The sequence below is a fragment of the Rouxiella silvae genome, from assembly GCF_002093625.1.
In the GTDB taxonomy this organism is placed as follows: Bacteria; Pseudomonadota; Gammaproteobacteria; order Enterobacterales; family Enterobacteriaceae; genus Rouxiella; species Rouxiella silvae.
Genome location: NZ_MRWD01000031.1, coordinates 1 through 20,571 on the forward strand (window position 1 = coordinate 1; position 20,571 = coordinate 20,571).

General features: G+C 50.4%; 17 protein-coding genes. 10 read left to right on the forward strand and 7 right to left on the reverse strand.

The features are described 5' to 3' along the window. The first annotated feature begins 350 nt into the window (after positions 1-350). The 3 genes from pntA to BS639_RS13585 all read left to right on the forward strand — a co-directional run bounded on the left by pntA (position 351) and on the right by BS639_RS13585 (position 3,706). Positions 351-1,880 carry a Re/Si-specific NAD(P)(+) transhydrogenase subunit alpha gene (gene pntA, locus BS639_RS13575; RefSeq protein WP_084983340.1) on the forward strand — a complete coding sequence of 510 codons (1,530 nt, stop codon included), beginning with the start codon at positions 351-353 and terminating at the stop codon, positions 1,878-1,880. Positions 1,881-1,890: 10 nt separating this feature from the next. After that, a complete protein-coding gene (gene pntB / locus BS639_RS13580) occupies positions 1,891-3,282 on the forward strand; it encodes a Re/Si-specific NAD(P)(+) transhydrogenase subunit beta (protein WP_084983341.1) in 1,392 nt (463 codons plus the stop codon). Between the two features lie 184 nt (positions 3,283-3,466). Beyond that, a complete protein-coding gene (locus BS639_RS13585; RefSeq protein ID WP_084983342.1) occupies positions 3,467-3,706 on the forward strand; it encodes a hypothetical protein in 240 nt (79 codons plus the stop codon). A gap of 143 nt (positions 3,707-3,849) precedes the next feature. Here BS639_RS13585 and uspE read toward each other — a convergent pair whose 3' ends face one another. The 4 genes from uspE to BS639_RS13605 form a co-directional block, all read right to left on the reverse strand. Then, entirely contained in the window at positions 3,850-4,809 is a 960-nt protein-coding gene (gene uspE / locus BS639_RS13590; protein ID WP_055771569.1) for a universal stress protein UspE, read from the reverse strand. 275 nt (positions 4,810-5,084) lie between these two features. Next, positions 5,085-5,840, reverse strand: a complete 756-nt coding sequence (locus BS639_RS13595) for an FNR family transcription factor (RefSeq protein WP_055771572.1) — start codon at positions 5,838-5,840, stop codon at positions 5,085-5,087. Between the two features lie 661 nt (positions 5,841-6,501). Beyond that, complete coding sequence (locus BS639_RS13600) at positions 6,502-7,722, reverse strand: glycosyltransferase family protein (protein ID WP_055771575.1); 1,221 nt, start codon at positions 7,720-7,722, stop codon at positions 6,502-6,504. A gap of 44 nt (positions 7,723-7,766) precedes the next feature. Further along, positions 7,767-8,576, reverse strand: a complete 810-nt coding sequence (locus BS639_RS13605) for a mannosyl-3-phosphoglycerate phosphatase-related protein (RefSeq protein WP_084983343.1) — start codon at positions 8,574-8,576, stop codon at positions 7,767-7,769. Between the two features lie 305 nt (positions 8,577-8,881). Between BS639_RS13605 and smrA the strand changes: the two genes are divergently transcribed. The 3 genes from smrA to BS639_RS13620 all read left to right on the forward strand — a co-directional run bounded on the left by smrA (position 8,882) and on the right by BS639_RS13620 (position 11,770). Continuing rightward, positions 8,882-9,457 carry a DNA endonuclease SmrA gene (smrA, locus tag BS639_RS13610; protein ID WP_084983344.1) on the forward strand — a complete coding sequence of 192 codons (576 nt, stop codon included), beginning with the start codon at positions 8,882-8,884 and terminating at the stop codon, positions 9,455-9,457. A gap of 133 nt (positions 9,458-9,590) precedes the next feature. Then, a complete protein-coding gene (gene apbE / locus BS639_RS13615; RefSeq protein WP_055771584.1) occupies positions 9,591-10,637 on the forward strand; it encodes an FAD:protein FMN transferase ApbE in 1,047 nt (348 codons plus the stop codon). Between the two features lie 287 nt (positions 10,638-10,924). After that, positions 10,925-11,770 carry a serine hydrolase gene (locus BS639_RS13620; RefSeq protein WP_084983370.1) on the forward strand — a complete coding sequence of 282 codons (846 nt, stop codon included), beginning with the start codon at positions 10,925-10,927 and terminating at the stop codon, positions 11,768-11,770. A gap of 45 nt (positions 11,771-11,815) precedes the next feature. Here BS639_RS13620 and glgX read toward each other — a convergent pair whose 3' ends face one another. Continuing rightward, positions 11,816-14,089: a glycogen debranching protein GlgX gene (gene glgX / locus BS639_RS13625; protein WP_084983345.1), complete on the reverse strand. Its 2,274-nt coding sequence runs from the start codon at positions 14,087-14,089 to the stop codon at positions 11,816-11,818. A gap of 228 nt (positions 14,090-14,317) precedes the next feature. On the opposite strand from glgX, the gene BS639_RS13630 reads away from it, so the two are divergent. The 3 genes from BS639_RS13630 to rluF all read left to right on the forward strand — a co-directional run bounded on the left by BS639_RS13630 (position 14,318) and on the right by rluF (position 17,410). Then, the gene (locus BS639_RS13630) at positions 14,318-15,265 is read left to right on the forward strand and encodes a 2-hydroxyacid dehydrogenase (RefSeq protein WP_084983346.1); all 948 of its coding nucleotides are present in this window, start codon (positions 14,318-14,320) and stop codon (positions 15,263-15,265) included. A gap of 133 nt (positions 15,266-15,398) precedes the next feature. Further along, positions 15,399-16,361, forward strand: coding sequence for an HTH-type transcriptional regulator Cbl (cbl, locus tag BS639_RS13635; RefSeq protein ID WP_084983347.1), 963 nt, complete (start codon positions 15,399-15,401; stop codon positions 16,359-16,361). 176 nt (positions 16,362-16,537) lie between these two features. Continuing rightward, on the forward strand, positions 16,538-17,410 hold the full coding sequence (gene rluF / locus BS639_RS13640) for a 23S rRNA pseudouridine(2604) synthase RluF (protein ID WP_084983348.1): 873 nt from the start codon (positions 16,538-16,540) through the stop codon (positions 17,408-17,410). A gap of 176 nt (positions 17,411-17,586) precedes the next feature. Here rluF and BS639_RS13645 read toward each other — a convergent pair whose 3' ends face one another. Beyond that, a complete protein-coding gene (locus tag BS639_RS13645) occupies positions 17,587-18,699 on the reverse strand; it encodes an LLM class flavin-dependent oxidoreductase (protein WP_055771599.1) in 1,113 nt (370 codons plus the stop codon). Between the two features lie 196 nt (positions 18,700-18,895). Between BS639_RS13645 and BS639_RS13650 the strand changes: the two genes are divergently transcribed. Then, a complete protein-coding gene (locus BS639_RS13650; RefSeq protein WP_084983349.1) occupies positions 18,896-20,215 on the forward strand; it encodes a rhodanese-like domain-containing protein in 1,320 nt (439 codons plus the stop codon). 55 nt (positions 20,216-20,270) lie between these two features. Here the strand turns inward: BS639_RS13650 and BS639_RS13655 are convergent, their stop codons facing one another. Continuing rightward, positions 20,271-20,543, reverse strand: a complete 273-nt coding sequence (locus BS639_RS13655) for a DUF3811 domain-containing protein (RefSeq protein ID WP_055771605.1) — start codon at positions 20,541-20,543, stop codon at positions 20,271-20,273. Positions 20,544-20,571 lie beyond the last annotated feature (28 nt).

Genomic DNA, 20,571 nt, shown 5'->3' on the forward strand with positions numbered 1-20,571 from the left:
GTAAATAAGTGAAATAAATGTTAATTATTTACATTTTACTCACTTTTCATCCCAGTAGACGGGCCTTACTGACGAATTAAGAGAGTGATTGATCTCGTATAATTAGCACATCGAAGTGAATTAAATATGAAATTTACTCACTTGGCAGAGCGATCGCGTCTTATGCCGTCTTTAGGTGATTTAATCCTCATAAATCAGGTTTCTATATGGCTTATTAACCTGATATTCAGTAGGTTATAGCCAACCTGAAAAATCCGTCAGTCATTCGGCGATACAAGCCGACAGGTTTTACATTTTATCTCTACATCGATGACTAACGTCATCAAATAAAAAGGGTGAAAGGAATAATTATGCGTATTGGTATACCAAGAGAACGGTTGACCAATGAAGCCCGTGTTGCAGCAACGCCAAAAACGGTGGAACAACTGCTGAAACTCGGCTTTACAGTCGCCATTGAGCAGGGCGCGGGCAAACTGGCCAGTTTTGACGATGCCGCGTATGAAGCCGTCGGAGCGACGGTAGAAGCGGGTGATGCCGTCTGGCAATCCGACATCGTCATGAAGGTGAATGCACCTTTAGACGCTGAAATCGACAAACTACGGGCAGGGTCAACCCTGGTAAGCTTTATCTGGCCAGCACAAAATCCTGAACTGATTCAAAAACTGGCCGACAGAAATGTTACCGCGCTGGCAATGGACTCTGTACCGCGTATTTCCCGCGCACAGTCGATGGATGCGCTGAGTTCGATGGCCAATATCGCCGGTTATCGTGCCATTGTTGAAGCCGCGCACGAATTTGGCCGCTTCTTCACCGGTCAAATCACCGCCGCAGGCAAAGTCCCCCCAGCTAAAGTGATGATCATCGGTGCCGGTGTCGCCGGTCTGGCAGCCATTGGCGCTGCGGGCAGCTTGGGGGCAATAGTTCGCGCCTTTGATACCCGTCCGGAAGTTAAAGAACAAGTGCAAAGTATGGGCGCTGAATTCCTTGAGCTGGACTTTGAGGAAGAGGCCGGCAGCGGCGATGGCTACGCTAAAGTGATGTCTGAAGCCTTTATCAAGGCCGAAATGGCGCTGTTTGCGGCTCAGGCAGAAGAAGTTGATATTATTGTCACTACGGCACTTATTCCGGGTCGACCTGCGCCGAAGCTTATCACCCGCGAAATGGTCGCTTCCATGAAACCGGGCAGCGTCATTGTCGATCTCGCGGCGCAAACCGGCGGGAACTGCGAGCTGACGGTGGCCGACACCATTACCGTTACGCCAAACGGCGTGAAAATTATCGGCTATACCGATTTGCCGAGCCGTTTACCGACCCAGTCTTCTCAGCTTTACGGCACCAACCTGCTTAACTTGTTGAAGCTGCTGTGCAAAGAGAAAAACGGTGAAATCGAGATCGACTTCGAAGATACCGTCGTGCGCGGTGTTACGGTAGTTAAAGCCGGTGAAATAACCTGGCCAGCGCCGCCGATTCAGGTCTCTGCCCAGCCTCAGGCGGCAAAAGTTGCAGCACCGGCACCTAAGGCCGAGGCTAAACCCACCTCAAAATGGACCAAATACATCATTATGGCCATCGCCATCGTGCTGTTTGGTTGGCTGGCAAACGTTGCGCCGAAAGAGTTTCTGTCTCACTTTACCGTTTTCGCACTGTCCTGCGTGGTGGGTTATTACGTAGTCTGGAACGTCAGTCACGCATTGCACACGCCGCTGATGGCGGTAACCAACGCGATTTCAGGGATTATCGTGGTCGGGGCATTACTGCAAATTGGTCACGGCGGATGGGTGAGTTTCCTCTCTTTTGTCGCGGTGCTGATTGCCAGTATCAATATTTTTGGCGGATTTACCGTCACTCAGCGCATGCTGAAAATGTTTCGCAAGAATTAAGGGATAGCCTATGTCTGGGGGTCTAGTTACAGCTGCATACATTGTTGCCGCTATTTTGTTTATTTGCAGCCTTGCGGGATTGTCGAAGCATGAGACATCCAAGCAGGGGAATATTTTTGGTATCACCGGAATGGCGATCGCATTAATCGTCACCATTCTCGGTCCCGACTCCGGCCACGTCGGCTGGATTATTGTGGCAATGGTTATCGGCGGTGCAATAGGTATCTACCTGGCGCGTAAAGTTGAAATGACCCAAATGCCTGAGCTGGTGGCTATTTTGCACAGCTTCGTGGGTCTGGCGGCGGTATTGGTCGGCTTTAACAGCTACCTTGACCACGGCAGTGTCGCGATGGAAGGGGTGATGGAGAATATCCATCTGACCGAAGTGTTCCTCGGCATCTTTATTGGTGCGGTTACCTTCACCGGTTCTATCGTTGCATTCGGCAAGCTGCGCGGTACTTTCTCTTCTAAACCGCTGGCTTTGCCGCATCGCCATAAGCTGAACCTGGCCGCGTTGGTGGTGTCTTTCGCACTGCTGATTATTTTTGTTCGCTCAGAAAGCGTCGGCACGCAGGTGTTTGCGCTGCTGATTATGACCCTGATTGCGCTGGCTTTTGGCTGGCATCTGGTGTCGTCTATCGGCGGTGCGGATATGCCGGTAGTGGTCTCAATGCTTAACTCGTACTCAGGTTGGGCGGCGGCGGCGGCGGGCTTTATGCTCAGCAACGACCTGTTGATCGTGACCGGTGCGCTGGTCGGTTCTTCAGGTGCCATCCTCTCCTACATCATGTGTAAGGCGATGAACCGCTCGTTTATTAGCGTGATTGCCGGTGGCTTTGGCACCGACAGCTCTTCAACGGGTGACGCCGAAGAAATGGGTGAATACCGCGAAGCCAGTGCGGAAGACGTGGCTGAGATGTTGAAAAACGCCAGTTCGGTCATCATCACTCCGGGCTACGGCATGGCGGTGGCACAGGCGCAGTATCCGGTCCAGGACATCACCGCCAGACTGCGAGCCAAGGGCATCAAAGTTCGCTTTGGTATTCATCCGGTCGCGGGACGTTTGCCTGGCCACATGAACGTGCTGTTGGCCGAGGCGAAGGTACCTTACGACATCGTGCTGGAAATGGACGAAATCAATGACGATTTCAGCGACACCGACGTGGTGTTAGTGATCGGCGCCAACGATACGGTGAACCCTGCAGCTCAGGAAGATCCACGCAGTCCTATTGCAGGAATGCCGGTATTGGAAGTGTGGAAAGCGCACAACGTCATTGTTTTTAAACGCTCGATGAGCACCGGCTATGCTGGCGTGCAAAACCCGCTGTTCTTCAAAGAAAATACGCAGATGCTGTTTGGCGACGCCAAAGAAAGCGTTGAGGCGATTCTGCGCGCGCTCTAGGATTCGCATTGGTGCTGTTAATAAAAGGCAGGCCTCTGAATTCCGAGTGATCCCAAGGTGTCTCTTAAATATAAAAAACCCCGGTTAATCGGGGTTTTTTACTTGATTATCAAAGCGGCGTTCGAACGTGGGGAATATCCAGTCGACGGGAGCTGTCACTTCTGAGAAATTCCAGGTAGACGTCATGCATGGCAAGAAAATCATTGAGCAGGCTACGCTAATACTGCCTAAAAATAAGCTGGGTCATTATGGCTGGCCTAAATTCTTGGCCGATGCTGTCAATCAGCAGATGTTTAACGTGCGGGTGAAAACCAAAAATGCGGCAACGGGAGAAATGACCGGAGAGCCGACCAATAGCCAATATGCCAACCGTTTCATGGTGGCAAATTCGCAATACACCGTGACCTATAAAAATATAAAATAATCTCAAAATCAAGAAGCAGTAAACGCGAAAACAGCGTGTTATCCGCGCTGCTCTGACAAAGATTCATCTGCGGTGCACCAAAAAGCAAAAGGACTCACGATCTCTCATGAGTCCTTTTTTTATGCCAGAGTGTCAGCTGAACGCTACTCGTCGTCGTGCTCTTCACTGTCTTCTGCCGTTAATGGGCAAACGAAATCATCAGGTTTGATGGCTAGCAGGTCGCATTTCAGATGGTCGATCACCTGTTCGGTAGTATTACCGAGAAACGCGGCAGAGAGACCGGTACGGCCAATAGCCCCCAGTACCACAACGCCGGCCTGAAGGTGCTCAGCAAGGTCTGGAATAACTTCTTCCGGCAGTCCTTTTTCCACGTGAGTGTATTTTTCGTCTAGATGAAATTTCTGTCGTAGCGCCTTCATGGCAATCAGATGCTGACCGCGAATGGCGTCGTTATAAACGCTCGGATCAAAGTCAGGCAGCTCAATGGCGATATTAATTGGCGTAACGGGGTAGGCACCGACCAGATGAACTTCCGTTTGGTTAACGTGTGAGGCCAGTTCTATGCTCTCTTTGACCAGTTTGATGTTGAGCGGATCGTGATACGGTTCTTCACTTGAAAGATTAACCGCCACCACCGCCTTGCCGCCCTCTGGCCAAGGTTGGTCTTTAACCATCCACACTGGGCAAGGGCATTTACGCAGCAAATTCCAGTCGGTAGGGGTGAAAATAACCGATTCGAGCCGGTCATGCTGGTGAGCCATCTTTAACAGTAAATCATGTCCACCATTGAGAACTTCATTAATGATCGCTTCAAACGGTTTGTTGTGCCAAACCACTTTGATATCAATTTCAATCCCTGCTTCAACGTAGTAATGACATTGTTCTGCAATCCATGCGGTACGCTCGCTTATCACGCCCTGACGCATCGCTGTGCGCTCTTCAGGAGAAAGCATGGTGGTCATTTCATAGGAAAAGTCATAGATAGACAGAAAGGCTTTAATCTTCCCGCCGTTGCGTTGAACCAGATACACCGCGCGGCGAAGCGCCGGCTGATCGTCCTGGTTAGGGTCTATAGCGACCAGAAGGTTCTGATACTTGGCCAAGGAAGCCTCCTTAATTCTGTGATTGAAAGCGCGTAGGGCGCCATTTTCTCAAGGAAAGTCAAAACCCTAACAATTCATTCAGTAAACACAAACTTAAGCCAAAACCTACTAAAAGAAAACTAAAAAGTGGTGTCGTGGAATAACGCACACGCTATAGATAGAGAATAAACCAGGATGGGGAAACAAGACAGGGCACATATTGAACCGGATCAATAAACTTAATCATTTATCGATCCAGTACAGCAGGCCGGAGAAAACCGGCAAAAAAGGGGCCGTCAGGAGGCTAAAGAAACAGGGTGACCGGCAAGCACCGACAGCGCGTTATGGTCTTCAATGGTAATGTATTTACCTTTAACGCTAAGCATGCCTGATTTTTGGAAGCGCCCAAGCAGGCGGCTAATCGTCTCAACCGTCAGTCCGAGATAGTTGCCGATATCACCACGGGTCATGGTCAGGCGAAACTCACGCTGTGAGAAACCCCGCTGGGCAAAACGACGGGCGAGATTATAAATGAAGGCCGACAAACGCTCTTCCGCATTCTTTTTCGACAGCAGCAGGATCATATCCTGATCGCCTTTGATCTCACCGCTCATCAAACGCATCATTTGTTGACGCAGTTTAGGCATTTTACCGGAAAGGTCGTCAACGGTTTCAAAAGGGATTTCACAAACCATTGACGTTTCGAGCGCCTGAGCAAAGCTTGGATGCTGCACTGTAGCAATGGCATCAAAGCCCACTAAATCACCCGCTAGGTGGAAACCAGTAATTTGCTCATCACCTTGTTCAGTGATGGTATAGCTTTTAATGGTACCTGAACGAATAGCATAAAGAGACTTAAGCTCGTCACCGGCTTTGAAAAGCGTTTGGCCTTTCTGAATCGGTTTCTTACGCTCAATAATGTTATCGAGTTGATCGAGTTCGTGTTCGTTTAAGGTGAAGGGAATACACAGTTGACTAATGCTGCAGTCTTGGCAGTGGATTGCACAACCACCAGATTGGATACGACGAATAATACGCTTTTCCGTGATCATAGGTTTCGCTCTCGCAATATTGATATGCGTCAATTTTAACATCTTTTACTGAAACTGATAAGCGGAAGATTTGTTTTGGCGCGGGTATTTACTTAAAAACCCCGATTTTCAAAGGGTTTTTTTTAATTATTTATTAATTTGACCGTTAATAAAACGCTGAAATGCGAATGAGAAGGGGTGAGATATATAAAACCAGTTTAATAACCTCCTTTTTTTTATCTCTGCTGAGCGAGGATTTAACCCGGCCAGATGCAAATTTATCGTTAAAAGAAGAATAATTTCAAAACGGATGCTTTATGTTTTAAGTTGATTAAAATCAATTGGTTAGCTTGTTATGTTTATTGGTTCAATATCTGTGCCAAAAGATGAGGGTTAGCTATATTTTTTGTGATAACAATCTTAATTGTTATCACAATGTTATTAATTACCGGCTAAAAATCAAGCTAAGAATTGACGTTAGGTAAATAAAGACAATGACATTCATCGGGTTGTGAGTGACTTTTTTATTCGAAAACGGTGTTTGTGACGTGTGCTTAAATTTATTTCATGAGTAAAAAACTGGACTAGAAAATAATGCCGACAAAAATGGGGGAATCGATGTGTACGAATAATCTGGAGCAATTAGCAGCTCACTGCCTCCCTGTGGTGAGCTGCCAGGTTATTAAACGTTGCCTTTATTATCTTCTTCGACTGCATCGTGCAGGCGTTCAAGCATATCAGGGAATGCAGACTGAACGCGGCTCCAGCTTGGAATAAACGGTTTTTCGCTCGGGGTATCAACAAAGGCCAGACCGGCCTCCATAATCGCGCCTGAGAACAGCTCTACCGCCGACTCTTCACTGTGGCGGTCAAATTTAAGTCCATTCATTTTGGCATCGTGCTCAAAACCATCGATCATATCCAACGCATTGCGGTAATAGGTCGCTTTCAGGACGCGGAAGGACTCGGCAGTGATCGGCACGCCCAAAATCGCCATTTTCCGATACAGCGCCTTGGTGATATCAATACTCATGCGCTGGAGGCCGTTGCTGGCATCTTCTTCCGACATCGGCTGATGTTTGTGGTCATAGTTATCGGCAATATCCACCTGACAAATACGCTTGGTGGCCGTATTACGGTGCAGCTCGGAGAGTACGCCGATTTCCAAACCCCAGTCGCTCGGGATGCGCAGATCGTTAAGCACGTGAGTACGCATGGCGAATTCGCCGGAAAGTGGATAGCGGAAGCTGCGTAAATACTCCAAAAATTCTGACTTTCCGTAAACAATTTGCAGCGATTTCAGCAGCGGGAACACCAGTAAGCGACCTACGCGGCCGTTAAATTTGCCGTCGGCCACGCGCGCGTAATACCCTTTGCAGAAGTCATAATGGAAGTTGGGGTTGGCTACCGGATACATCAGGCGTGCCAGCATTTCACGGGTATAAGTGACAATGTCACAGTCGTGCAAACCGACGACTGTCGTGCGCCGCGATGCGAGCGTGTAGCCCACACAGAACCACACATTGCGCCCCTTGCCGGGTTCCATTGGCGACAAATTCTCTTTTTTAAGCTCTTCGTCAAGCGCCTTGAGGCGCGGTCCGTCATTCCACAAAATACGATGACGCTGGGGAAGTCGAGAGAAGAATTCACGGGCAAACAAGAACTGATCGCGGTCGGCGCGATCCAGACCAATGACAATTTCCTCCAGATAAGGCACCTTGGTCAGCTCGTCGACAATCTTGCTCAGGGCCGGACCCTCAAGCTCAGAGAACAGCGACGGCAGTATAAGGCCCATCGAGCGGCGACCCGAGAACACTTGCAGGTCATATTCCAGTTCTTCTAATTTTCTTTTGGTCAAATTGTGAAAATTAGTGATGACGCCATCCTGATAAAAGTCGCTCATAGGAACCTCAATCTTGGTAATAATCAAAAAAGTTAAAAGAAAACTCAAAGACGAATCAAATGGTCTAAACCCTGCTTCCAACCTTCAGGACCGCGTTGCGTGGTGCGAAAAGCGCCGTTTTCCTTTTCAAGCGGCATGGCGTGAGTGTGGTGTCCAAGAATAACCACCGCATAATCTGTAGCATTAAGCATGCCAATATCATTAGGCCCATCGCCTAGGCCGATACTGACCACCGGTTTTCCTGACGGTTGCTGGTACTGTTGGCTTAGCCACTCAACCGCCGGACCTTTACCTGCCTCTTTACCCATCACATGCCAAAAGCGGCCGCCGCGGGTGAGTGCCAGGTTTTCCTCATGCAGATATTTTTCGAATCGTGCAAAATCGAGCTCATTACCAAACCAGATGAGCGGTTCGGATGCTTCACGCTGCATGGCCAGTTTGGCGTCTGCTAACTCGAGTCCGGTCCAGTCTACGACTTGCTGTGGGCTAACGTCACCAAAGCCTCTAAATTCAAAATCATACCTTTGACGGAGGGTAATCAGCGTGTGGCGAATCTCCTCATAAGAGGCGCCAATAATATGTCCGGTAGGAGACTCCTTTTTGCCGGGCCAGTCGGTCGGCAGGCTAATCATCGCGCCATTTTCTGCAATAAAAGGGTGTTGAGTGAGCATGAGTTGTTGCTGCAATTGAGCAACCTCAGCCGCCGTTTTACTGGTGGTCAAGATCACCGGAACGTGCGCCGCACTCAGACGATTGAGCCATTCCTGAGCGGGTTGCCAACTGTAGCTGTGGTGATCGAGCAGCGACCCGTCAAGGTCTGTGAATACAAGCAGATTGTCATCAAGGTACGGCATCGTTTCTCCTCAATTTGGATGGAAACAAAGAGGATTCTGAGTCTTAATCTCTCTGCTCCAACGGTTAAGTATATACCTAATTTAATAACCCACTTTTTTGAACATATAATAACAGGCCGAGTTACAGGGAGTTATGGTTAGCGGTTTGCCTGTGAGCACTGGAGTTGTGCCTGAAATATTGCAGCTGGCCGGTTTTTCTATACACTCAGTTTTATGACCACCGTTGCCGCGAACGCCCTTTAACGCGGGCTTAATGAATGTGGTGCTGTATTGTTTAAATAAAGCGATAAGTCGGGGAGGAAGCAATGAAAAATGATGACCAAAATGAGGATCTTCTTTTTTTTCAGGAAATGGCTGACGTACAGAAACTCTCAGATAATAATCAGGTTGTTTATTTAAAAAATCAGCATAAAACGGCCAAGGCGCAGGATCCTGAACTGACGCAGCCTGAAAATATTCTCACCACCGGCTTTTTAGATATTGTCGAATGCACCACTCCTCTTGAATACAAGCAGCCCGGCGTTCAGCAGGGCGTGCTCGACAAACTGCGGCAGGGTAAATATCCCCTTGAGGCCAGCCTTAATCTGTTACGCAAACCGGTAGAGACCTGTCGCCAAGAGTTGTTTAGCTTCTTTCTACAGGCACAGGCACACAGCCTGAGGACTTTGCTGGTGGTACACGGGCGTGGAAGACATGATCAAAGCCATGCCAATATCGTACGCAGCTACCTCGCTAAATGGCTGAAACAACTGGATCAGGTTCAGGCGTTTAGCGTGGCAATGGGCAAGGACGGCGGTGCGGGAGCCTGCTATATTGCTTTGAAAAAATCCGCCGAAGCCAAGCAGGAAAACTGGGAGCGGCATGCCAAACGCAGTCGTTAACTGTTTATTAAACGAAAGAAAAGTTAACGCAATACTGCGCTTGTTGTTAACGCCGGGTTTAGTTTGGGTTGTATAATGTGGGCCGATAAATTTTGGTATCACATTAACCCTGCGTTTTGCTAAGTGAGTTTTAATGTTGTTCACACGTCACCTTCTTTCTGCACCTGCCCTTCTAGGCTGCGCGATTTTACTCAGCGCCTGCGGTCCAGACAAAGACGCGGCAACGTCCGTGGTTATTTCAGGTAAAACCATGGGCACTTATTATCGAGTCAGCGTGGTGGGGTTGGATAAAAGTCGTGAGCCGGAGTTGCGCCAGCAGATTGAAGCCCAGCTTAAAGAAGACGACCACGAACTCTCGACCTATAAAGACGATTCCGTACTCTCACGCTTTAATCAATACACGGGTACGGAACCGCAGCCGATTAGCTCGGGAATGGCCGATGCGATTATTACTTCGCTGAGAGTCGGGCAGAAAACGGGAGGGGCGATGGATATTACCGTCGGTCCTCTGGTCAATCTCTGGGGATTTGGCCCGAATAAGGAGCCGATTAAGATGCCGACCCAGCAGCAAATTGATGCCGCTAAGGCCGAAATTGGCCTACAGCATCTTAAAGTGATTCAGCAGTACGACGGTGATTATCTGCAAAAAGATAAACCCGACATGTATGTCGATTTATCTACTGTAGGCGAAGGCTATGCCACGGACCACCTGGCGCGGCTGGTTGAGGCCAACGGGATTAGCAATTATCTGGTGTCAGTCGGCGGTGCAGTGGTTTCTCGCGGTAAAAACCCGGAAGGTAAAACGTGGCAGGTAGCGATTCAAAAGCCGACCGATAAAGAAGATGCGGTGCAGGCGATTGTCGATTTGCAGGGCATGGGCATCAGCACCTCGGGCAGCTATCGCAACTATTACGAACTCGACGGAAAACGCCTTTCGCACATCATCGATCCCGCCACTGGACGTCCTATCACGCATAAACTGGTGTCGGCCACCGTCATTGCCTCTACCGCGCTGGAAGCCGACGGTTGGGACACTGGCCTGATGGTGTTAGGGACTAAAAAGGCGTTGGCGCTGGCAGAGAAAGAGCATTTGGCGGTCTATTTAATCACCAAGGAAGGCGATGGATTTAAAACCACCATGACCCCTCAATTCAAGGCCTACCTGCGCAAGGCCGACTGATCGGCAGCATGATGTTCTAAGAACACTCTTAAAAAATAATCCGCAGTGCCTTTATCTGCGGGTTATTAGCGTAACAAACCGATTTTTTTACAATTTACCTTTTGGTGGGGTCAGACAAGTTGGGCAGTATCTGTTGTCAGGGGAGCATTTTTTTCTTGGCATATTCGTCCGTCACTGTTGTAAATTTGCTGTGAAAAAAGAGTTATCCCTACATTGTCTTCATCGATGCGGCCGTTTCTTTGCGTTGTTGAAGTCATAAACTCATCTTTAAACGTTTTATGGTCGTCATGTCATTTTTTTCCCGCGCTTTTCATTCAGGGTTTACCCGTCTCGCAGTTTCACTGTCTTTACTGTTGATCTGTTTCATTTCACTTAATGCCTCGGCTAAAACATTGCCGCGTATGCTTTCGCGTTCGGTGCTGGTTCTCAATGCATCCAACGGGCGGGTGCTTTACCAGAAAAATACCGCCCGAGCTTACCCTATGGCGTCACTGACTAAGCTGATGACCGCCATGGTGGTTCTCGACAGTAAACAATCGTTGAGTCAACTAATCACGGTGACTTCCGCCGATCGAGACCTGCTTAAGCACACCCACTCACGGCTGACTATAGGTTCCACTCTGTCGCGCAGAGACATGCTGCATATTGCGCTGATGTCGTCAGAGAATCGCGCCGCCGCCGCGCTGAGTCGTTATTACCCAGGCGGTCGCCGCGCGTTTGTGCGCCAGATGAACCGTAAGGCTAAAGCCTACGGCATGCGCAATACCCATTTTTACGATCCCACAGGCTTAACGCCGCGCAACACCTCGTCGGCGCATGACTTGGCGATTATGGCTAAACACGCTTATCGCTATGCGCTTATTCGTCAACTTTCAACCGACAAGCGCTATGTGGTGCATCCAGGGCGGGGTCAGCTGGTTTACCGCAGTTCGGACGGTCTGATAAACAATAAAACCTGGAATATTGTTTTGCAGAAGACCGGTTTCACCGATCAGGCTGGGCATTGTCTTATCGTTTATACGCGAATAAAAGGCCAGGACGTGCTGATGATTATTGCCGGTGGGCCGCGCCGCTATTCTCATTACCACGATGCGCTTGGGCTAAAGGCGTGGTTGATGCACGGCAATCTTTAAACGCCCGTTTAACAAACCGGGCGTTATCTGATGGGGGACGAGGGGTTACTTGGACAGACCGATCAGTTCAAATAGCACCACTGTGCGCGAGGGGCAGATGTATTCACGGCCAAAGTCAAAGTTGTGCTCGTTGATGTCGTCTGGCTGGAAGGTGTCAAGAATGTGCCGCCAACTTTCCCCATGTGCGACGCAGGGCAACGAAAAGACCACCTCCTCGTGCGCGGCATTAAACAGCAGCAAAATAGTGCTCAGCGAACCATAGCGAATCAATCCGGTAGGCTGAGCACGACCGTCAAGCAGCATACCAATGCTTTTTGCATGTGGATCGCCCCACGCCTTGCCGGTCATTTCGTCGCCGTTGGGCTGAAACCAGCTCACATCCCTTACCTCCAGCTTTTCATGCAGTTCGCCGGTGAGAAAGCGACCACGGTGCAGAATAGGAAATCGCCTGCGCAAAGCGATGAGTCGATAGGTGAATAAAATCAGTGATTTACCTTTGTCCTGAATGTTCCAGTTAACCCAGGCAATCGGCGTGTCCTGACAGTAGACATTATTGTTACCGTTTTGCGAACGGGCGAATTCATCGCCGGCGAGCAGCATCGGCGTTCCCTGCGAGAAGAACAGCGTGGCCAGCATGTTGCGCATTTGTCGCACCCGCAGTTCGTTAATCGTCGGATCGTCAGTTGGGCCTTCAACGCCGTAGTTGGCTGAAATATTGTTATCGGTGCCGTCCTTGCTGTCCTCGCCGTTTTGCTCATTGTGCTTGTCCTGATAAGAAACCAGGTCATTGAGGGTGAAGCCGTCGTGCGCAGTGATAAAGTTTACCGAGGCGTAAGGCTTGCGGCCACGATGGTTGAAGAGATCAGCCGACCCGGAGAGGCGGGTGGTAAAGTCTGCGAGCTGGCCTTCGTCACCGCGCCAGAATTTGCGCACCGAATCGCGAAAACGATCGTTCCATTCAACCCAACCGGGTGGGAATCCACCGACCTGATAGCCGCCGGGGCCACAGTCCCAGGGCTCTGCAATCAGTTTGCACTGGCTCAACACGGGGTCTTGACGGCAGGTGTCAAGAAAACCGCAGCCCTCGTCGAAACCATAGCTTTCGCGTCCCAGAATGGTGGCCAGGTCGAAGCGGAAGCCGTCAACCTGCATTTCTGTGGCCCAGTAGCGCAGAGAATCGGTCACCATTTGCAGCACGCGCGGATGGCTCAGGTTAAGCGTGTTGCCCGTGCCGGTGTCGTTAATGTAGTAACGCTTGTTTTCCGGCATCAGGCGATAATAACTCGCGTTATCAATGCCTTTAAATGAGAGTGTTGGACCCAGCTCATTACCTTCCGCAGTGTGGTTATACACCACATCGAGAATCACTTCGATTTCAGCCGCGTGCAGCGTGGCAATCATCTGCTTGAACTCATTCACCGTGTGAGTCGCCATATACTGCGGATGCGGCGCAAAAAAACTCAGGGTGTTGTAGCCCCAAAAGTTATGCAAACCCTTGTCTTGCAAATGACGGTCATCGGTAAAGGCGTGTATCGGCATCAGCTCTATCGACGTCACCCCCAACGACTTAATGTAATCCACTATTTGCGGCGTAGTCATTGCTGAAAAAGTGCCGCGAAGGTGTTCGGGAACCGCAGGGTGGCGCATGGTGTAGCCGCGCACATGGGTCTCATAAATAATGGTGTGTTCCCACGGAACCGGATTTTTTCGTGAGCGGGACCATGAAAAGGCAGGGTCGATAACGCGGCATTTCGGTAAAAACGCCGCGCTGTCGCGGTCATCAATATGCAGGTCTTTCTTGTCGCTTTCCATATCGTAGGCGAAGAGGGCATCGTCCCATTTTAAATCGCCGATGATTTGTTTCGCATATGGGTCCAACAGGAGCTTGGCGGGGTTAAAACGGTGGCCGTCGTGTGGCGCATACGGGCCGTGAACGCGGTAGCCGTAAAGCAAACCGGGTCGGGCATCGGGCAGATACCCGTGCCACACTTCATCAGTATATTCAGGAAGCTCAATACGGTCGTACTCTTCGCCCTGGTCGTTGAAAAGGCACAGCTCAACTTTAGTCGCATTGGCTGAAAACAGTGCAAAATTCACCCCCAGACCGTCCCAAGTGGCACCCAGCGGTACCGGTAATCCTTCGCGAACGCGGGTTTTATGGTCGCTGTCGAAATCCTTGACCCTTTCTCCATCACTGTAGGGATAAATTAGACGTACGCCCTGGTCTGAAACTTCAACGTCTACGGCTCTTTGGGGTTTACTTGCAGTCTCGACTGTTGCGGTTGGTTTAACCGATTTCTTAGGTGGGGCTTTGGCCATCGTCAGGTGATCTCCGAGAGAGGTTACGAACAATAATGTGCAAAGCGCATCTCTGGAGTGTAGACGATGTGGATTAAACGCACCTTGAAACAGATGTTCTCGCTGAAAAGCTGTACAAGTTGAAGTTGTTACATGATAGTAAATAGCCTGCTAGTTATCATTTTACAGGGCTGAAATCAGCCTTGTTTTGGCGCGGTTGCGTCTGTTTTTCACCTGAGGGGAGTCGTGATGAAAATAGCTTTGTTGTGCCATATTGAACCCGATACTGGCTATCCAGCACAGTTTGAGGCCGCAGGATTTACCCTTTATTACGCCACGACCGCCGACCAGCGTGCCAGTCTCGATCCTAAAATTGCGGCTGAAATTCGCGCGGTGCTCACCGTGGGCTCAATTGGATTATCGGCGGCAGAGATGGACAGCCTGCCGAATCTGGAGATTATCTGCGCGCAGGGGGTAGGTTTCGAGCTTATTGACACGGAGGCGGCTAAGGCGCGAAATATTCAGGTAACACATGGTCCAGGAACCAATAATTCGGCGGTGGCTGACCATACTTTGGCGCTAATGCTGGCCATCACCCGCAGCGTTTCCTATCTCGACCACCGCGTTCGCACCGGTAAATGGACGCAGTCCCGCATCACTCTGCCCGGCATGTTTGGCAAAAAACTGGGCATTATCGGCATGGGCAATATTGGTCATCAAATTGCGCAGCGCTGCGCCGGGGGTTTTAATATGCCGGTTGGCTATTTTAATCGCCGTCAGATGACTGACAGCCCGTGGCAATATTTCGAGAGCCGACAGGCACTGGCAAAATGGGCCGATTATCTGGTGGTCGCCACGCCCGGCGGTAAAGATACCTTAAAATTGGTTGATGCCGACGTGCTGCGCGAGCTGGGTCCTGACGGATATCTCATTAATATTGCGCGCGGGACGGTGGTAGACACGACGGCACTAATAGAAAGCCTAAGGACCGACAGCATTGCCGGTGCGGCACTCGACGTCATTGACGGCGAACCTGAAGTCCCCGTCGAAATGATTTCGATGATTAAAAACTTGGTCCTCACGCCGCATACGGCAGGGCGTTCACCGGAGGCGATGGACAATATGATGAAGCTGGTTTTAGCTAACCTTGCAGCACACTTTGGCGGTAAAGCTGTTTTAACACCGGTTAAGGCGTAGTCCAAAATAGGCGTTTTCGCATAACAAAAGTGCCCTTATTAGGAAAAAGCATAAGTAACGGTTTTTTCGTATTTGTCCTAAAGGTTACGAGAACGTAACAATAGGCATCATGGAAAACTAATAGGGGTGCACGGTGAATTTCCAACAGCTAAAAATTATACGGGAATCAGCGCGCTGCAATTACAACCTGACTGAAGTCTCAAACATGCTTTTTACTTCACAGTCAGGGGTCAGCCGCCATATTCGCGAGCTTGAAGACGAGCTCGGGGTTGAAATATTTATTCGTCGCGGTAAGCGGTTATTGGGACTTACCGAGCCGGGTAAAGAGCTGCTGTCCGTAGCCGAGCGAATCCTCAACGAAGCGCAAAATATCCGTCGTTTGGCCGACATTTTCTCGAAAGAGGATGCCGGTGTATTAACGATTGCTACCACTCATACCCAGGCTCGCTACAGTTTGCCTCGGGTTATTAAAGCGTTTCGCGCGGTTTATCCGGCCGTGCGACTTGAGCTGCATCAGGGTTCGCCACAGGAAGTGCTGGCGATGCTGCTTAGCGGGCAGGCTGACGTCGCGATAGCCAGTGAGAAGCTGATTAATGACCCTTCAGTGGCGTCATTCCCTTATTACCGTTGGCATCACGCCGTTTTGGTTCCAGACGGTCATCCGCTGCTTGAGCAGCAGCCGGTAACTTTGCAGCAGCTCAGCGAATACTCGCTGGTCACTTATCGTCAGGGCATTACCGGCCGTTCGCGTGTTGACAGCGCCTTTGAGCAAAACGGGCTTAATCCTGACATCGTACTCAGTGCGCAGGACTCGGACGTGATTAAAACTTACGTTGAGTTAGGGTTAGGGGTGGGGATTCTGGCGGATAAAGCCTTTGATGCCGACCGGGATCGTGGCCTACAGCTTATTAATGCAGAACATCTGTTTGAGTCAAATACCGTTTGGCTTGGCCTCAAACGCTCGCAGTTACAACGTAACTATGTTTGGCGTTTCATCGAGTTGTGTAATCAAAGCCTGTCGATTAATGAAATCAAAGAGAAGGTTTTCAAACAGCCGCAGAGTGATAGCGATGTGGTGATTGATTACCAAATCTAGATTTTTGATTGGGTTTTACTGGCAAATTTGAGTTTAAGGGCATGCGCTGCGCCTACTGGGCCACCACCCAGTGCGCAAAGCGTATACCTTTGATGTTAAAATTTTCCCCGTTTGCCTCAAACCCCACTTCGCATCACCACTCCGGTGAGGTATAGTCCGCTTTTTCTGGAGAAAACATGCTGACCAACTCATCTATTCGCCTTAACAAATATATCAGTGAGAGCGGCATCTGTTCTCGCCGTGACGCCGATCGTTACGTCGAACAGGGCAACGTTTTCATTAACGGTAAGCGTGCCGCAGTCGGTGATCAGGTTTTCCCAGGTGACGTTGTCAAAGTTAATGGGCAGCTTATCGAACCGCGTGATGAAGAAGATCTGGTGCTTATCGCCTTGAATAAGCCGGTGGGTATTATCACCACCATGGAAGAGGGCGAACGTGATAACATCAGTGATTATGTCAACCACAGCAAGCGCGTTTTCCCGATTGGACGTCTGGATAAAGACTCTCAAGGGCTGATTTTTCTCACCAATCACGGTGACTTGGTCAACAAAATTCTGCGCGCCGGTAACAATCACGAAAAAGAGTACTTGGTTACGGTAAATAAGCCGATTACTGACGAGTTCATTCAGGGCTTGAGCGCCGGTGTGCCCATGCTGGGAACCGTCACCAAAAAATGTAAAGTGAAGAAAGAAGCGCCAATGGTGTTTCGCATCACGCTGGTGCAGGGGCTTAACCGTCAGATTCGCCGTATGTGTAAACATTTTGGTTTTGAAGTGACCAAGCTTGAACGCACGCGCATCATGAACGTTAATCTCAAAGGGTTGCCGCTGGGAGAATGGCGCGACCTGACCGACGACGAACTGATAGAGTTGTTTAAGCTGATTGAAAACTCATCGTCCGAAGATAAACCGGCTAAAAAAGCGCCGGCCAAAACCGCTGCCGTTAAAAAAACCAGCATCAGCAAGCCAAAAACGGCTGAAAAGCCCGATGGCAACGCCTCATCCCGCAAACGTTTTGCCCAAGCTGGTCGTAAGAAAAAAGGGCGTTAATCCCCTTATCACAGGCTGTCACCTACCCTAAAAGGACAGAGGCCCCGAGCCGCTGTCCTCAGTCAGTGCAAAACAGTTATTAACGGTCCTCTTAACATCAATCGCCTACGGCGGCAGTTTTTGCTGCGCCCGTAAGACAGCTTGGCTGATTCTGGTGGAAATCCGATAACTTTCCCTTACCATTGTGCGTGCGATGTAGGGAGTCGATTTTTAAGCGCCACCTGCTCGCGTGCGGAAATTTTTTGACGCGTTAACGGGATCAGTTCACGTCCATATTCCGTGGCGTCGTTCAGTGGATCAAATCCGCGGATCAGGAATGTTTCGATCCCCAAATCGTAGTATTTCAGCAGTGCATCAGAGACTTGATCCGGCGTGCCGACTAACGCCGTCGAGTTGTAGCCTCCGCCCACCAGCGCGGCAATGCCGGTCCACAAATTGTCGTCGAGGCGGTCACCCTGTGCCACGGCCAGCTGTAACCGCTGAGCCCCTACACTTTGTGGCTTGGGTTTACCTAAACTGAAGGTACTTTGCGCCAGCTGGGCTTTGGTTTGCGCGCGAATAGCTTCGGCCTTTTCCCAGGCCTCGGCCTCAGTGCGGCCAAGAATAGGGCGAAAGGAGATGCTAAAACCTACCTCTCGCTGATAGCGTGCCGCCTCGGCCTTAACGGCTTTCACCGTTTCAGCCGCGCTTGCCAGCGGTTCGCCCCACAGAGCAAATACGTCAGCGTGCTTGCCTGCGACACGCATGGCGTCGTCTGACGAACCGCCAAAATAGACTGGCAAATATGCCTGATAAGGTTTGATGGCGGTAAAAGCGTTTTCAGCCTGATAAAATTCGCCGCGATGGTCGTATCCTTCGCTGGAGTACCAACTTTTTTTCACCACCTGTAAAAACTCTTCCGTGCGCGCATAGCGGCGAGACTTTTCGAGAAAATCACCGTCGCGACGTTGTTCTGCGTCGCTGCCACCGCTGATAATATGCACCGCCAGGCGACCGTCGAGCAGGTTATCCAGCGTTGCCAACTTGCGCGCGGCCAAGGTTGGTTCAACAAAGCCGGGGCGATGCGCCAACAAAAATTTAAGGGTAGAGGTGTGGGCACCCGCATGGGCGGCGACTAAAAAACCGTCTGGCTGATCGGACCAATATCCCACCAGAATCCGGTCAAATCCGGCCTTTTCATGAGCCTTGGCGAAATCTGCAATGTACTGTTTGTCGAATACCGGTCCGGTGGCAGGAATAATTTCCGAGGATAAACGATGGCCGATCATACCAATGAACTGGACGCTCATAGTTTGCACTCCTGCGGGGTAGAAGCCATCTGAACAACAGACGGCAGGCGTGATTTACCCTAATCAGCCCATCGGACGAAGAGAAATCAATAATTAACATTTGATTAGCGATAATATGAATTTTGCATCGTTTTCACCGATGCTAGCCTGCGTGTCACTGTGTCAATCCGAGCCTTAGACTTGTGGAGCCTCTTTCATGCCTGATTCTTTTAATTCTCTCCCTCTGCGCCACACGGCCGACCTTATAAAGGCGCTGCGTAATGGCCAAGAAGTCGCCCTGGTGGACCTGCGTGAAGAGGCTGATTTCGCCAGCGGGCATCCGCTATTTGCCGTGAATCTGCCGCTTTCTAAGCTTGAAATCGAGGTGTTGGACCGCATTCCGAGTCGCACAACGCCGATTACGCTGTATGACAACGGGCAGCGGTACAATCTGCGTACCGATGCGCGCCTGACCGACGTGGCCTATCAACGTCTTAAAGCGCTGGGCTACGTAGATGTCGCGCTGTTGGCGGGAGATCTTGACGGCTGGCAGGAAGCAGGCGGAGAAGTCTTTATTGGCATTAATGTGCCGAACAAGGCTTTCAAGGCTTGGAGCCAATACCGCGGGCAATACCCGTCGGCAGGCGAGCTGTTTGATTCGAAAAGCCTCAATCATGCCACGACTTTGGCCCAGCGCGCCGGCGTGCAAAATATCGATTTGCCACAGCTTATTCAGTGGCAGGCTGACAGTCAGCGCACGCTGTATCTGTTTGACGTTCGCACGCTTGAGGAATATCAGGCCGGTCATCTGCCGGGTGCGCGTCATGTCACTGGCGAACAACTGCTGCAACAAACTGAACACTATGCCAGCGTGCGCGGAGCAAGAATTGTGTTGCTTGACGACAACGGGCAGCGTGCAAATATCGTCGCCGCGTGGTTGGCGCAGCAGAACTGGCGCGTATTTGTGCTGGGCTTTGATGCTAAAAATGCTAATGCGGTGAGTGAGCTATTTACCGCAACCGGCAACGGCAGCGTCACATCAGCCCCCGTACCGGCCATTGAAAGCATTGATGGCGAACGGCTGGAGCAGTGGCTGGCGGAGGGCAACACCGGGATTATCGATTTAACACTCAGCGCCAATTTTCGCAACCGGCGTATTCCCAGCGCGGTGTTTACCGCCCGCAGTCAGTTGCCGCAGGCGTTAGCGCAGCAGCCTGCGCACAAACGCTGGGTTGTCACCTGCGGCAGCGGGTTTTTAGCCCGTTACGCTGTCACTGAAGTGGCGGAGTTAACCGGTGCGCCTGCCTATTTATTAGACGGCGGTACGCTGAAGTGGATTGCCGAAGACCGGCCTTTGGAGCACGGCGATTCGCCTTATCTTAATAATCCGCGCGATAAATATCTGCAACCTGAAGAAAACGCCGATGCCGGACATGAGGCGAAGCGAGGCATTACCGCGTGGGAAGACGGGCTGGTGGCACAGCTTGAGCGTGATAACACCCACGGATTTCACCAGCTAGCCGTGGATGAGGTGTAGAATACGCCATAAAAATGGGCAGCCGAGGCTGCCCATAAACACCTAAAGATAAATTTTAGCGACGACCGCGGGGATGCGTTCTGGCGGTCCAGTCATATGTTGCCGACGTGCTTGGCGTTGCGTTGGCTTTGGCTCGGCGCTTTTCAGCACGGGCTTTGCTAGCGACTTTTTCTTTCTCGGCCATCAGCGTATCAATATAATCGTCTTTGATACGGTTGTTCTCGGAGTTGGTCAGTTCACGTCCCTGAGCTTTTCTTGCCCGGTCTAACTGAGTCTTTAACTCGCGTTGTTCGCTTTCCGTCATGTCTTGCTGCGTCAATCTTTTCATTACTTTTGCGTCCCTCTGAGGAAAGTGT

Coding starts and splice junctions, on each gene's coding strand:
- pntA (WP_084983340.1), top strand. CDS start 351: ATGCGTATTGGTATACCAAGAGAACGGTTGACCAATGAAGCCCGTGTT.
- pntB (WP_084983341.1), top strand. CDS start 1,891: ATGTCTGGGGGTCTAGTTACAGCTGCATACATTGTTGCCGCTATTTTG.
- BS639_RS13585 (WP_084983342.1), top strand. CDS start 3,467: ATGCATGGCAAGAAAATCATTGAGCAGGCTACGCTAATACTGCCTAAA.
- BS639_RS13595 (WP_055771572.1), bottom strand. CDS start 5,840: ATGATCACGGAAAAGCGTATTATTCGTCGTATCCAATCTGGTGGTTGT.
- BS639_RS13600 (WP_055771575.1), bottom strand. CDS start 7,722: ATGAGCGACTTTTATCAGGATGGCGTCATCACTAATTTTCACAATTTG.
- BS639_RS13605 (WP_084983343.1), bottom strand. CDS start 8,576: ATGCCGTACCTTGATGACAATCTGCTTGTATTCACAGACCTTGACGGG.
- smrA (WP_084983344.1), top strand. CDS start 8,882: ATGAAAAATGATGACCAAAATGAGGATCTTCTTTTTTTTCAGGAAATG.
- apbE (WP_055771584.1), top strand. CDS start 9,591: ATGTTGTTCACACGTCACCTTCTTTCTGCACCTGCCCTTCTAGGCTGC.
- BS639_RS13620 (WP_084983370.1), top strand. CDS start 10,925: ATGTCATTTTTTTCCCGCGCTTTTCATTCAGGGTTTACCCGTCTCGCA.
- glgX (WP_084983345.1), bottom strand. CDS start 14,089: ATGGCCAAAGCCCCACCTAAGAAATCGGTTAAACCAACCGCAACAGTC.
- BS639_RS13630 (WP_084983346.1), top strand. CDS start 14,318: ATGAAAATAGCTTTGTTGTGCCATATTGAACCCGATACTGGCTATCCA.
- rluF (WP_084983348.1), top strand. CDS start 16,538: ATGCTGACCAACTCATCTATTCGCCTTAACAAATATATCAGTGAGAGC.
- BS639_RS13645 (WP_055771599.1), bottom strand. CDS start 18,699: ATGAGCGTCCAGTTCATTGGTATGATCGGCCATCGTTTATCCTCGGAA.
- BS639_RS13650 (WP_084983349.1), top strand. CDS start 18,896: ATGCCTGATTCTTTTAATTCTCTCCCTCTGCGCCACACGGCCGACCTT.
- BS639_RS13655 (WP_055771605.1), bottom strand. CDS start 20,543: ATGAAAAGATTGACGCAGCAAGACATGACGGAAAGCGAACAACGCGAG.